General features: G+C 71.7%; 12 protein-coding genes and 2 tRNA genes. 7 read left to right on the forward strand and 7 right to left on the reverse strand.

Translation table 11 applies throughout. The features are described from left to right. The first annotated feature begins 39 nt into the window (after positions 1-39). Complete coding sequence (locus ISG29_RS00305; RefSeq protein ID WP_194501385.1) at positions 40-2,160, forward strand: sensor histidine kinase; 2,121 nt, start codon at positions 40-42, stop codon at positions 2,158-2,160. Here the strand turns inward: ISG29_RS00305 and ISG29_RS00310 are convergent. From ISG29_RS00310 to orn, 4 genes are all read right to left on the reverse strand, one after another. Beyond that, a complete protein-coding gene (locus ISG29_RS00310; RefSeq protein WP_194501386.1) occupies positions 2,143-3,738 on the reverse strand; it encodes a phytoene desaturase family protein in 1,596 nt (531 codons plus the stop codon). The genes ISG29_RS00305 and ISG29_RS00310 overlap by 18 nt on opposite strands. Next, positions 3,735-4,289, reverse strand: a complete 555-nt coding sequence (locus tag ISG29_RS00315) for a GNAT family N-acetyltransferase (protein ID WP_194501387.1) — start codon at positions 4,287-4,289, stop codon at positions 3,735-3,737. The genes ISG29_RS00310 and ISG29_RS00315 overlap by 4 nt, the downstream gene beginning before the upstream one ends. Before the next feature lie 96 nt (positions 4,290-4,385). Next, a tRNA-His gene (locus ISG29_RS00320) sits at positions 4,386-4,461 on the reverse strand. 66 nt (positions 4,462-4,527) lie between these two features. Next, positions 4,528-5,148 (reverse strand): oligoribonuclease, encoded by a 621-nt coding sequence (orn, locus tag ISG29_RS00325; protein WP_194501388.1) that lies wholly within the window; start codon positions 5,146-5,148, stop codon positions 4,528-4,530. Between the two features lie 71 nt (positions 5,149-5,219). Between orn and ISG29_RS00330 the strand changes: the two genes are divergently transcribed. Together ISG29_RS00330 and ISG29_RS00335 are read left to right on the forward strand one after the other, a co-directional pair. Further along, the gene (locus tag ISG29_RS00330; RefSeq protein WP_328827323.1) at positions 5,220-5,699 is read left to right on the forward strand and encodes a MauE/DoxX family redox-associated membrane protein; all 480 of its coding nucleotides are present in this window, start codon (positions 5,220-5,222) and stop codon (positions 5,697-5,699) included. A 43-nt stretch (positions 5,700-5,742) separates the two neighbouring features. Further along, entirely contained in the window at positions 5,743-6,474 is a 732-nt protein-coding gene (locus tag ISG29_RS00335) for a DsbA family protein (protein ID WP_194501389.1), read from the forward strand. On the opposite strand, the gene ISG29_RS00340 is transcribed toward ISG29_RS00335, so the two are convergent. Next, a complete protein-coding gene (locus ISG29_RS00340) occupies positions 6,447-7,223 on the reverse strand; it encodes a PIG-L deacetylase family protein (RefSeq protein ID WP_194501390.1) in 777 nt (258 codons plus the stop codon). The genes ISG29_RS00335 and ISG29_RS00340 overlap by 28 nt on opposite strands. A 146-nt stretch (positions 7,224-7,369) precedes the next feature. Here ISG29_RS00340 and ISG29_RS00345 point away from each other — a divergent pair, with 146 nt between their 5' ends. The 4 genes from ISG29_RS00345 (at position 7,370) to ISG29_RS21445 (ending at position 11,158) form a co-directional block, all read left to right on the forward strand. Beyond that, positions 7,370-8,056, forward strand: a complete 687-nt coding sequence (locus ISG29_RS00345) for a LuxR C-terminal-related transcriptional regulator (protein WP_194501391.1) — start codon at positions 7,370-7,372, stop codon at positions 8,054-8,056. A 61-nt stretch (positions 8,057-8,117) separates the two neighbouring features. Then, positions 8,118-8,519 (forward strand): response regulator, encoded by a 402-nt coding sequence (locus ISG29_RS00350; protein WP_194501392.1) that lies wholly within the window; start codon positions 8,118-8,120, stop codon positions 8,517-8,519. Between the two features lie 290 nt (positions 8,520-8,809). Continuing rightward, on the forward strand, positions 8,810-9,793 hold the full coding sequence (locus ISG29_RS00355; protein ID WP_194501393.1) for a cytochrome P450: 984 nt from the start codon (positions 8,810-8,812) through the stop codon (positions 9,791-9,793). A gap of 93 nt (positions 9,794-9,886) precedes the next feature. Further along, complete coding sequence (locus ISG29_RS21445; RefSeq protein ID WP_194501394.1) at positions 9,887-11,158, forward strand: sensor histidine kinase; 1,272 nt, start codon at positions 9,887-9,889, stop codon at positions 11,156-11,158. 59 nt (positions 11,159-11,217) lie between these two features. Here ISG29_RS21445 and ISG29_RS00365 read toward each other — a convergent pair. Beyond that, positions 11,218-11,291, reverse strand: a tRNA-Arg gene (locus ISG29_RS00365). A gap of 42 nt (positions 11,292-11,333) precedes the next feature. Further along, positions 11,334-12,476, reverse strand: coding sequence for a YibE/F family protein (locus tag ISG29_RS00370; RefSeq protein ID WP_328827330.1), 1,143 nt, complete (start codon positions 12,474-12,476; stop codon positions 11,334-11,336). Positions 12,477-12,567 lie beyond the last annotated feature (91 nt).

A 12,567-nucleotide genomic window follows, 5' to 3' on the forward strand; every position in this document is an offset into this window, starting at 1 on the left:
GGGCCCGGGGCACCGAACCGACATGGATGGAGCGAGCTGATGATCCCGGGCCTCCTGGAGCGAGCCCGGCTGGGTTCGGGAACGGTCGGCTCCTTGGCCATGCTCGCCCTGAGCTGGTTTCTCGCGACGGTGACGCTGCCGACCAGCGCCGGTGTGGGTTGGCCCGAAGGGTTCTGGCCGCTCGGGTTGGCTCTCGGCGCCCTCCGCATACAGCCGACTGCCACGGCACGCCTCTTGACGCCTCTGGTCACGCTCATGGTCGGCGTCACGGCCCTGGCGCAGGGCGCCGACTGGGACGTCGCCGTCGTCCTTGCGCTGACGGCGACGGCCGCTGTTGCCGTCACCGAAGCGGCCCTGCGCCACGACGATCCCTCGACGTTCACGCTCAAGGGGACGCACGGCCTGCTGCGCTACGGCCTGGGGTCGCTGGCCGGCGGGGCGGTGTTGCTGCCCGGGGGCCTGCTGGCGGCGACGATGGACGGCGACGTCGATGTTCTCCTCGCCGCCGGGGGATGGACAGTACTGGGCATGTCGTCCTTCGCGGCGTACCTACCGCTCTTCGCTTCGATGCACGATCACCGGCCCGTCGCCCCCGTGGTCGAGCTGTGGTTGCAGCGTGCGCTGCTCTTGGTCTTCCTCGCGATGTTCGCGATCCCCGCCGACTCGCCTCCCCTGATCCTGCTCATCGTCCCGATCCTCGTCTGGGCCGCAGACCGGGCCCGCGCGGGCGAGGCGCTGGCGCAGCTGTATCTGGTGATCGGAGTCGTGGGGCTCTTGACCAGTGCCGGGCGAGGCACGCTGTCGGGTATGGCCAAGGCCTACGGGGTCGACGAGCACTGGGCGGTGATCGTCCAGTCGGTGTTCATCATGGTGTTGGCCGTGGTGACCGTGACGGTGATGGTGCGGATCGGCGAGCAGTCGTTCCTGGTCGACTTCGCGCGCGCCGAGCGCGACCGCCTCGACGCCGTCGTCCAGGCGGCGACCGGCACGGCGATCATCGTGACGGACGAGGACGTGCTCATCTCCGCCTGGAACCCGGGGGCGGAGCGTCTGCTCGGCTACTCCGCGGACGAGGTGATCGGATGCTCGCCGGCGATGCTGCACTCGGCCGAGGCGATCCACGAGAAGGGTGTGGAGCTGGGGCTCGACGACCCCGACGACTTCAACCTGATCTGCGCGACCCTCCTGCGACCGGAGCACCGCGGCACGCTGTACCGCTTTCGCCGCAAGGACGGCGTCGAGCGCTGGCACAGCTTCACCCTCAACGTCGTAGCCGGTGACACCGGTGCGGCCGCCTTCGTGGCGACGTCCGAGGACGTCACCGAGCGCATCGAGAACGAGCACGCCCTGGCGCGCACACTGGAAAGGCTGAAGGAGGTCGACCGGCTCAAGGACACCTTCGTCTCCAGCATCAGCCACGAGCTGCGAACCCCCATGGCCAGCATCGGCGGCTACCTCGAGCTGTTGCTCGAGGGCCACCTCGGCGTGCTGTCCGGCGAGCAGCGTCAGGCACTGGGCCGGGTCCAGGCCAACAACAACCGGCTCGGGTCCTTGGTGGAGGATCTGCTGACCCTCTCGCGCGCGCAGGCGATGCCGACGTGGGGCACGGTCGATGAGCATCAGATGGATCTGCGGGAGGTCGTCGTCGACGGGTTCGAGATGGCGGTGCCGGCCCTGGAGCGCCCCGATCTGAAGCTGGAGCTGCGGATGCCCGAGGAGCGTGTCGACTTCGCCGGCTCGCGTCAGCTGCTCGAGTCGCTCGTGTCGAACCTGGTCGGCAACGCGGTCAAGTTCACGCCGGACGACGGCTCCGTGCTCGCGGAGCTGACCAGCGACGACGCCGAGGTCCAGATCGTGGTGCAGGACTCCGGCATCGGGATCCCGGTCGACGAGCAGGAGCGCCTCTTCGACAACTTCTTCCGCTCCTCGATCAGCGTTCAGCGGGCCATTCCGGGCACGGGGCTCGGGCTGTCGATCGTGCGCGCGGTCGTGCGCGCCTACCAGGGCAGCATCGCGATCGACTCCGCCGAGGGTCGGGGGACGACGGTCCGCGTGCGGCTGCCCTTGGCCCGCGCGGAGAACCCCGGCCCGGAGACCGACGAACCGGTGCACGCGACCGGGGCCCGGCCAGGTGCGGGAGGGTCAGCGCAGGGCGAGTAGGGCATGGGCAGCGTGATGGCCGCCCAGCCCGGAGACTGCCCCACCGCGCCGGGCACCGGAACCGCAGAGCAGCACCCGCGCACAGCTGGTGGCCACGCCCCACGCCCGGGCCGGGGAGTCGAGATCCTCGGAGTCGGTGGCCCAGGGCCAGGCGAGATCGCCGTGGAAGATGTGTCCGCCGGGCATGGCCAGGTCGGCCTCGACGTCTTGGGGGATCTTCGCCTCGATGCACGAGGTGCCGTCCTCGTTGCGGTACAGACAGTCCTCCAGCGGCTCCGCGAGGTGCTCCTGCAGCGCGGCCAGTGCCCGGTCGACGGCGATCTGCTTGCGTTCGGCCGCCTCGGCGGGCGAGCCGTCGAAGAGGCCGGCCGGAGTGTGGAGGCCGAAGTAGGTCAGCGTGTGGGTGCCCTTCGGTGCGTCACCGAGGATGGAGGAATCGGTGAGGCTGTGGCAGTACACCTCGCCCGGCATCCGGCTCGGCAGGTGGCCGGCAGCGGCCTCGGCGTGGGCGCGCTCGATCTCCGAGTAGCTCTCGGCGAGATGCAGGGTGCCCGCGAACGCCTCCGTCGGGTCGGCGCCCGAGCGCAGCGCGGGCAGTCGGCGCAGCAGCAGGTTGATCTTCAGTTGCGAGCCCGCCGGCTTGGCGTCGGCCGGCTCCTCGCCCAGCAGTCCGGCGAGGGTCCACGGGGCGACGCCGGACAGCACGTACCCCGCCTGCACGGTGTGGACGCCGGCCGCGTCTCGCCAGGTGATCTCGGCGCCGTCGTCGTCGGTGTCGATGCCACCCACGTCGGCACCCGTCACGATCTCGGCCCCGGCGCGCACGGCGGTGCGAGCCAAGGCGTCGGTCACCGCACCCATGCCGCCCACGGGCACCCGCCACTCGCCGGTGCCGTTGCCGACGAGGTGGTAGAGGAAGCAACGGTTCTGCACCAGCGAGGCGTCGCGCATGGAGGCGAAGGTGCCGATCAGGCCGTCGGTCGCGACGAGGCCGCGCACGAGGTCGTCGGAGAACCGGCGCTCGACGGCGGCGCCGAGAGGCTCTTCGACGACATCGCGCCAGATGTCGGAGGAGATGCGTGAGCGTAGATCCCTCTCGCGGGGCAGCGGCTGCATCAGGGTCGGCGCCACCACCTCGGCGAGCGTGGCCACCTCGCCGTAGAACTGCTGCCAGGCCGCGTACTCATCGTCGCCGCCGGTGAGGTCGCGAAAGGACGCCGCCGTGGCCGCGGACTCGGGCCGGTGCACGTGCAGGCCGGTGGGTCGCCCACCTCGCATCGTGGGCGTGTAGGAGGCGGTGCTGCGCGAGGCGAGCCGGATGTCGAGGTCGAGGTCGGCGACGAGGGCCTCGGGCATGACCGACACCAGGTAGGAGTAGCGCGACAGCCGGACCGGATGACCGGGGAAGGCGGCCGCGGAGACGGCCGCGCCGCCGGTGTGGTCGAGACGCTCCAGCACCAGCGTGGCCAGCCCCGCGCGGGCCAGGTAGGCCGCCGCGGTGAGTCCGTTGTGACCGCCGCCGACGACGACGACGTCGTAGCGTGCACGAAGCGTGGGACTCGCGGGCGTCGAGGTCATCCCGCCACGTTATCGGGCTCGCCGGACGCCGCGCGGACGGTGTCGGGCAGGGTCTTCTCGAAGAACAGCTCCGCCGCGGCGTTGTCGTTGTAGCGCTCGACCTCGCGGTAGCCGGCGCGTTCGTAGAGGGTCACGGCCTCGGTGAGGTGCCGCTTGGTGTCGAGCAGCACGCGCCGATGCCCCAGGTCGAGGGCGCGCCGCTCGAGGTGGCGCAGCATCCGGGCCCCGAGGCCGGCCCCCCGCCAGTCCTCGGCGACCCACATCCGCTTGACCTCGGCGGTGCTCACCTCGGTGGAGAGCAGCGGCAACGCCCGGACGCCGCCGACCGCCACGGGGCGGCCCTGGCTGACGGCGAGCAGGTAGTGCCCACCGGGGTCGAGGAGGGCGTCCCCGTCGGCCAGCCGGAAGCCACCCGGGGTGCGACGGTCGAGCTCGGCGACGTAGCGCGTCACGCACTCCACGACGTCCGGGTCGTCGTCGGGTCGTCGTTCGATCGAGACGGTCGCGGCGCGCGCGAGCTGGCGAGGCGGCGTCCCCGGGCGGCGGGTCATGTCGTCCGACCCTAGTCAGGCCATGCGGCCCCGAGGCGTGAAGGCGCAGAACCCCTGGCCGGACTGGAGTCCGACCAGGGGTTCCCTGATGCTACGTGGGGTGAGCGACGGGACTTGAACCCGCGACCCTCGCGACCACAACGCGATGCTCTACCAGCTGAGCTACGCCCACCGTGGGCCCGGAGTGCCGGACCGGGGACGAGTGTAGGGCGTGCTCGCCGCCGCCACCGAATCCGGGTCAGTGCTCGTGACCGATGCCCGTGATCGAGCCACCGTGACGCTCGGCGATGTGCCGGCTGGTGCCGGTGTCCGGGCCGGGCGGCGGCACGAAGACCGCCTCGCGGTAGTAGCGCAGCTCCTCGATGCTCTCCTGGATGTCGGCCAGCGCCCGGTGGTTGCCGCGCTTCTCGGGCGAGGCGTAGTAGACGCGCGGGTACCAGCGCCGCGAGAGCTCCTTGATCGAGGAGACGTCGACGATCCGGTAGTGCAGGAAGCCCTCGAGGTCGGGCATGTCGCGGGCGAGGTAGGCGCGATCGGTGGCCACGGTGTTGCCGGCCAGGGGTGGCCGGCTGCCGTCCGCGCAGTGCTGACGCACGTAGTCGAGCACCGTCTGCTCGGCCTCGCCCATGCTCACGCCGTCGGCCAGCGCCTCGAGCAGCCCGGACTTCTCGTGCATCTCCCGCACGAAGGGGACCATCTGCTCCAGCGCCTCCGCGGGGGGCTTGATGATGACGTCGACACCCTCGCCGAGGATGTTGAGGTCGAAGTCGGTGACCAGCGCGGCGACCTCGATCAGGGCATCGTTGCGGAGGTCCAGTCCGGTCATCTCGCAGTCGATCCACACCAGTCGGTCGGTCATGGCTGCACCCTACGCCCCGGCCGGCGTCCCTTTTCGGGGGTCGTTCGGCCGCGGCCACTACGCTCGGCTGCGTGCAGGCGACGACGCGGACGACGACTCTGGCCTGGGTGGGCCTGCTCGTGCGGCTGGTGGTGGGTGGCGTGTGGATCGTGGCGGGTGCGATCAAGCTGCCCGACCCCGATGCGGGGATCGATGCCGTGCGTGCCTACCAACTGCTCCCCGGGGCGGTCGTGCCCGCCGTCGGACTGCTGCTCCCGATCGTCGAGGTGGTCGTCGGGGTCGCGCTCGTGCTGGGCCTGCTCACCCGGTTCGCGGCTGTCGTCTCGTGTCTGCTGTTCGTTGCGTTCATCGCCGGCATCTCCTCGGCCTGGGCGCGCGGCATCACCATCGACTGCGGCTGCTTCGGCGGCGGTGGGTACGACCCCGACGCCGCCGCGAAGTACCCCTGGGAGATCGCTCGCGACGTCGCGCTCTTGGCGGCGTCGGCTTTCCTGGTCTGGCGCGGTCGCCGCACGCGGTGGGCGCTCGACGCGAGACTGTTCCGCACCTGACACGACCCCCCGACACGACCCAGACCCGGAGGACCACGAGGCCATGGCCAAGAAGAAGCCCGTCCACGACCGAGCCGCGAAGGCGCAGGCCGCGCGCGACCAGCAGCAGCGCTCGGAGCGCCGCCGCACGCTGCTCTCGGTCGGCGGCGTGGTGCTCGTCATGGCGCTCATCGTCGGCATCGCCCTCTTCGTCCAGCAGTCACGCACGACCACGGTCGACGCGGCCGCGGCCAGCTCGGAGGGCACCTACGGCGTCGCCGTCGGACCCGACGACGCCCCGCACGAGGTCATCGTCTACGAGGACTTCCTCTGCCCCTACTGCGGCGAGCTCGAGAAGGTCACGCACGAGAAGCTGACCGCCGCCGCAGAGGCCGGCAAGGTGCAGGTCGAGTACCGCCCCTTCGACCTGCTCTCCCAGATCAGTGACTACTCGGCCCGCGCCGCCAACGCGTTCGCGGTCGTGCTCGACGCCTCCGGCCCGGACGTCGCGAAGAAGTTCCACGACCTGCTCTACGAGAACCAGCCGGAGGAGTCGGCGGCCACGTTCCCGAGCAACGAGGATCTGCTGGAGCTGGCCGTCAAGGCCGGGGCGAAGGAGGCCGACGTGTCCGACGGCATCCTCAACGACACCATGAACGACTGGGTCGTCAAGGCCACGAAGGCCGCCGAGGATGCCGGCGTGCGCGGCACCCCGACCGTGCTGCTCGACGGCAAGGTCGTGCAGGCCGGCTCGATCGACGAGATGGCTCAGAAGGTGCTCGACGCCGTCGAGTGAGCCCCGGCGCTCGCGTCGGCGGGTGCCTGGCCGGCCGGCGGCACGAACACGTGCTCGGCGGGGCCGGTGAAGTGGTCGAGCAGGGGGCCGCTGAGCGACTCCGAGCCGGTCGTGCTGAGCGACTCCAGTTGCGAGGCGTGGGCGCGGATCGCGGCCAACTTCGTCGCGTGCTCCTCGTCGTCGAGGTCGATGCTGCGCATCGCCTCCCACGGGGCGTCCGCGGGGCTCGTGGTGCGCCACATCAGCACGGGGTACTCCAGCAACGCCGCGCCGGTGTCGGCCGCCACCCGGGCCGCGGCGCGGCCGGCGGCGTCGTGGTCATCGTGGCCGTCGTGCCGCCACGGGGCCACCAGTACGGTGTGCGACCCGTCTCCGACGATCTCGCCGAGGGCGGTCACGACCTGGTCCTCGACGGCGCTCACGCCGCCGTCCGGTGCGCCGAGGAACACCACCGGCGAGCCGGGTGCGAGCACCTCGATGGCGGCGTCCATCTCGGCGAGCCGTTGCGTGGCCAGGGCGTGGCGGGTCGTCTCGCGGCGGGGCGGGTGTGAGTCCTCACCGGCGGTGAGCAGGACGAGGTAGACCTGGCGACCGCGTCGATGGGCGCCCGCGATGAGCCCGCCCACCCCCAGGCTCTCGTCGTCCGGATGGGCCGACACCACCACCACGCGGTCGCGATCGGCGAGGGCCTCGTCGAGCGTGAGTGTGCGCTGTCGCCAGCACGGATGCTCCTGCCAGGTTCTCGGCACGGTGTTCCCTTCGGCGTCCTGGGTTCGGTGTCCGTGGACGGACGGGTGATCTCGGGACTGCGCCCACCGTAGGCGTCTGGTCCGGTCACGTCATCGTTCTCGTGGGTGAACCCGTAAGAGAGCGCGTCATCTCCTATTCTCGCCCCATGTCAACCCACGGCCCGGTGCGTGTCGCGATCGTCAACGACTACGACGTCGTCGTGGCGGGAGTCGCCGCCCTGCTCAAGGCCTACGGCGACCGCGTGCGCGTCGTCGAGCTCAGCAGTGGCATGAGCGTGCTCACCGACGTCGACATCGTCCTCTACGACACGTTCGGCCGCAGCGAGGGTCTCGCCGAGCTCGAGCGGCTGGTGCGCGACAGCGACGCCGTGGTCGTGGCCTACTCGTGGGACGTGGAGGACGCCCTGGTCGACGCCGTCCTCGCGGCCGGAGCGCGGGGGTACCTGCCCAAGTCCGTCACGGCCGGAGCGCTGGTGGAGGCCCTCGAGCGCGTGCACGCCGGTCAGGTGGTGCGCCCGCGCGCCTCGGGTGTCTCGGCGTCCGACGGGTCGCCCACCTCGGGCGAGCGGGAGTGGCCTGGCCGCGCGCACGGGCTGAGCGAGCGCGAGGGCGAGGTGATCGCTCTCATCACCCAGGGCCTCTCGAACCGCGAGATCGCCGAGCGCAGCTACCTTTCCATCAACTCGGTGAAGACCTACGTGCGCACGGCCTACCGCAAGATCGGTGTGCACTCGCGCACCCAGGCTGCGCTGTGGGGCGTCCGTCACGGGTTCAGCCCGGACCGCAACCGGACGGTGGGCGAAGAGGCTGTCGCGCTCGAGACGGACGCCTAGAAACTGCTGGTGATCTGGCCGAATGGCCGAGGCGCAGGGTAAAGCGCAATACCCTGGAGGAGTGTCTTCCCCTTCTCGGACGCTTCGGTTCCTCGTGGTCGAGGACACCGAGGACATCCGCGCGATCGTGACCTGGATGATCCGGCGTCAGGGTCACGAGGTCGAGGAGGCGGCGGACGGCCTCGAGGCCGTCGAGATCCTGGGTCACAGCGACATCGACATCATGCTGCTCGACCTCTCCATGCCCCGCATGTCGGGCGAGGACGTCGTCCGCTGGATGCGCGCCCACCCCGAGGCGCACAGTGAGCCGTTGGTGGTGGTCATCAGCGCCTGGGCCGGCGACCGACGAGCCGACCTGGCCGAGCTGGGGGTGCAGCACGTGCTGTCCAAGCCGCTGCGACGCCACCACCTCGACGAACTCGTCGAGCTCGGGCTGCGGTATCGGTCTCGGCCGGGTGTTTGACCACGATGAAAAGGGATACCCTCATGGGTATCGGGATCAAGTCGTGGTTCCGAGCCGCGTGCACTCGCGCGGACGTCTCTCGGAGGGAGAACTCTCATGATCAAGCGCATCCAGGCCCGTCGTTCCACCGCTCGCGCGGCTCGTCAGATGGCGACCATCTACAGCTGGCGGCCCGGGCTCTGAGCAGCCCGACGATCACGGACGGCGCCGAGTCGGCGGGACGACTCGGCGCCGTCCTTCGTTGTGTCGGCGAGGCCGCGCCCCAGGCGTTGGGCAAGCACGGGCCGTGGGTGGTGACCACCGCCGAGCAGGCTCGCGAGGTGCTCACCAACCCCCGGACTTTCGCCCCCGCCTCGGACGTGTCGCGAGGCGGCGCCGTCGACGCATCGGCCCGGGCACCGCGGCCGTCGGCCTCCGCGGTGCGTGTCGCGACCGACGTGTTCGCGGCCGAGCTGATCGCGGCCACCGAGGTGTGGCGCCGCGGCGGAGTCGCCGACGCCATGCAGGTGCTCCGGCTGCCCGTCGCCCGGTCGACGGTCCGGGCGCTGCTGCCGGAGGCCGGGCCACGCGTCCGCGACGAGCTCGCCGACCTCACCTTGGCCTGGATCGACGCCCTCGGCCCGGTGATCGCCTCCTCGCGCCCGCCTGGCCGCTGGTCTCGGCTGCGTCGAAGGGAGTCGCGCGCGCGACTCGCCGTCGAGGGGGCGCTGGCCGCACACGTCGACCCGGCGGGCGACCCCCGGCGCCGGCCGCCCGTGCTGGCGGCGTCGTTGGCCGCCGGCGTGCAGGTGCCGATCGCGGCCGGCGCCTGGCTGCTCGTGCTGCTGGCGAAGCACCGCCCGGTCGCCCAGGGCGCCGAGGTGGTGCCGGGGCTGGTGTGGGAGACGCTGCGGCTGCGGCCGCCCACCTGGATCCTGCCCCGGGTGACCACCGGCGAGATCGACCTCGGGGGGGAGCGGCTCCCGGCGTCCGCCGTCGTGCTGGTCAGCCCGCTGTTGCTGGGGCGCGACGCGTCGCTGGTGCCCGGTACCGACCTCGACGCGTTCGTGCCCGGGCGATGGACCGAGCAGGCAGGCACGCCCGGGTCGTGGCTACCGTTCGGCGTCGGGCCGCACGCGTGCCCCGGGCGCAGTCTCGGCCTGGCACAGCTCACGTGCCTGGCCACCTGGGCGAACGCGTTGCGGTGGATTGCCGAAGGCGACTGCGCGCTGGATCAGAGTCGGGGTATCTTCCCGAGGTCGGCTCTTCTCAGGTGCACCGATGCGAGGGACTGAGTGAACCAAGCGCAGCCGCGGGGGTCGGCGGTGGCCCCCCGGACTCCGAAGGACGCCTCTGGGGTACAGCGAACACTCCAGGGCGAACCCGCTGTGTCCGCCCGCGCGGTCGAGTTGGCCGTGCGCATCCTCGACGCCCCGCTCACGATCTCCGAGGCCTGCGACCTCGTCGCGGAGCACTTCCTCGCCGGTGGTGTCGACCTGGTCGGCGCGGTGCTGACCTACGGGCGGCCACCGTTCGCGGGGTGGCACTCCCTGGGAGGGCGCGCGATCCTCGGCCAGTGGGTGCGGCCCGGAGCCACCTGTACGGTGCTGCCCAAGGGCTCGGACAGTGCCTCGAGCGCCCTGACGATGCCATGGGTGTCGGTCCAGGCCCGCGACGGCTCGCCGGTCGTCATCTCGGACGTCGAGGATCTACCGCCCGAGGCGGATCAGGACCGGCGGGAGCAGCGGGCCTGCGGAGTCGGCTCGTTCGTCACCAGATCCCTCCAGATCGGGGGAGTGATGTTCGGCAGCTTCTCGCTCGGACGCGAGACGAGTGGGGAGTGGCCGACCATTCAGCTGCGCGACTACCTGCTTCTCACATCCAGTCTCTCGTCACGGTTCGAGGCCGACCGTCAGAGCATGCTGCTCACCGACGCCCTGGCCGTCGGAGACCGGGCACGCCGTGACTCCCAGGAGTTCTTCGGGGCGATGGGACACGAATTGCGCACCCCGCTCTCGGCGATCATGGGCTACGCCGAGGTGCTGGCCGAAGAGGCCCGGTTGGGCACCGAGAATCTCGCGGAGATCGTCGCCAAGGACGCGCCGGTGATCCTGCGCGCGGCCGAGCAGCTGCACGCCGTCGTCGAGGATCTGCTGCGCACCGGCCGTGGTCTGGGGCGCACCGCGACCACCGTGCCGGTCTCCGTCGCCGACGCGGCGGCCGACGTGCTGCACTGGCACGCCGCGACCGCGGAGAAGCACGGCGTCACCATGCACAGCGAGGTGCCGCCCGGCGAACGCGTTCAGGCGCGCGCCGCAGGGCTCCGCCAGGTGCTGACCAATCTGGTGGGCAACGCGGTCGTGCACAACCGCCCGGGCGGCACCGTGCACGTGTACACGCGCCCCTTCATCGGGGAGTCGGGTGAGCCGCGACTGCGCATCATCGTGCGCGACGACGGGCCCGGCCTCGAAGCCGACGACCAGGCGCGGGTCTTCGAGCCGTTCGTGCGGCTCGACCCCGACTCGACCAGCGGCACCGGCCTCGGCCTCGCTCTCGCCCGCACCATCGCCGAGGCCGACGGCGGCAGCGTCGGCGTGCAGTCCGTACCCGGTCGGGGAGCGTCGTTCTGGGTCGAGCTGCGCGCCGTCGACGACTGCTGAGCCCGGACCGGCCACTGCCTGCCCGAACCCGAGTCACGACGCCGACGCCCTCGACACGGCGCCCCCGACAGGACTCGAACCTGTGACCGGCGGATTAGAAGGCCGCTGCTCTATCCAGCTGAGCTACGGAGGCTGGTGACGCGGTCGAACTCTACCGAGCCCCGGGCCTTTCGGGTCATTCGAGCCGGTCGCGACGCGGACCGCCCACGAGCCCGACGGCCACGGCGGTGGTCAGGGGCACGGCCAGCACGAGACCGATCGAGGAGGTCAGCGTGCGCACCACCTCCTCGGCGAGCTGCTCGGAGGAGACGAGGTCGAGCAGGGGCCGGTCGTAGAGGCTCAGCAGCATCAGCACCACGAGCGAGGATCCCGCGTAGGCGAACGCGATCGTGTAGATGGTCGAGGCGATGTGGTCGCGGCCGATGCGCATCGCGCCCCGCCACAGCTGGCGGCGCGACATCTGCGATGACGCTGCGCGCAGCTCCCACACCGCCGAGGCCTGGGTGATGGTGACGTCGTTGAGCACGCCGAGACCCGCCACCACGAAGGCGCAGGCCAGCAGCCCGCGGAAGTCGAGATCGCCCGCCGCGGAGACGAGCAGGCCGCCCGACTCGTCGGACACCCCCGTCAGTCGAGCCTGGCCGGCCCAGAAGAGTGCGATGCCGGCCGTCGCGGCGACGCCGAGCAGGGTGCCCACGAGCGCAGCGCTGGTGCGCAGGCTGAACCCGTGGGTCGTGTAGAGCACCACGACCATGATCAGCGTCGCGGTCACCACGGCCACCGCGAGCCCGTTCTCGCCGTCCAGCAGGGCGGGCAGGGTGAACCGCCAGATCACGACGCCGGCGACGGCCAGCCCGACCATCGCCATGAGGCCCCGGAGCCGCGCGACCACGAGCACCACCACGGCGAACAGCACCACCAGCCAGAGCAGCACGGCGTCGCGGTCGGTGTTGTTGTAGCTCCACGAGGTCTCGCCACCGGCCTGCGCCGGAACCCGCACCAGCTCGACGCGGTCGCCGACCGTGAGTCCCGACGCCGCCACCTCGGGCGGCACCTGCACGCGCACCGTGCTGCCGCGGTCGGTGCCCTCGTCGACCTCGGCGGCGAGGGCGTCGCGGCCCACGTCGGTGACGGTCGCGTGCGGGTAGGTGACGCCGGGGGCGGAGGCCACGATGCCATCGAGGCCGCCGCGCGGGGTCGCGTCGCCGTCGGGCCACAGCAGCACCGTGCCCAGGAGGGCGCCGAGGGTCGCCAGCACGATGACGCCGATGAGGCCGAAGCGCGCCCAGGTCGGTACGGGCGGTGAGTCGAGCCCCACGCCGTGCCCGTGTCCGTGCGCATGGCCGTGCCCGTGCGTATGGCCGGACGCCGAGTGACGCGGTGCTCGGCGGGCGCCACCACGAGAGGCC

The organism is Nocardioides acrostichi, from assembly GCF_015319165.1.
GTDB lineage: Bacteria > Actinomycetota > Actinomycetes > Propionibacteriales > Nocardioidaceae > Nocardioides > Nocardioides acrostichi.

Excerpts from the sequence above, each read along its gene's own strand:
- ISG29_RS00335 (WP_194501389.1), top strand. The coding sequence starts at position 5,743 with ATGGCCAAGAAGAAGCCCGTCCACGACCGAGCCGCGAAGGCGCAGGCC.
- ISG29_RS00310 (WP_194501386.1), bottom strand. The coding sequence starts at position 3,738 with ATGACCTCGACGCCCGCGAGTCCCACGCTTCGTGCACGCTACGACGTC.
- ISG29_RS00315 (WP_194501387.1), bottom strand. The coding sequence starts at position 4,289 with ATGACCCGCCGCCCGGGGACGCCGCCTCGCCAGCTCGCGCGCGCCGCG.
- orn (WP_194501388.1), bottom strand. The coding sequence starts at position 5,148 with ATGACCGACCGACTGGTGTGGATCGACTGCGAGATGACCGGACTGGAC.
- ISG29_RS00345 (WP_194501391.1), top strand. The coding sequence starts at position 7,370 with ATGTCAACCCACGGCCCGGTGCGTGTCGCGATCGTCAACGACTACGAC.
- ISG29_RS00305 (WP_194501385.1), top strand. The coding sequence starts at position 40 with ATGATCCCGGGCCTCCTGGAGCGAGCCCGGCTGGGTTCGGGAACGGTC.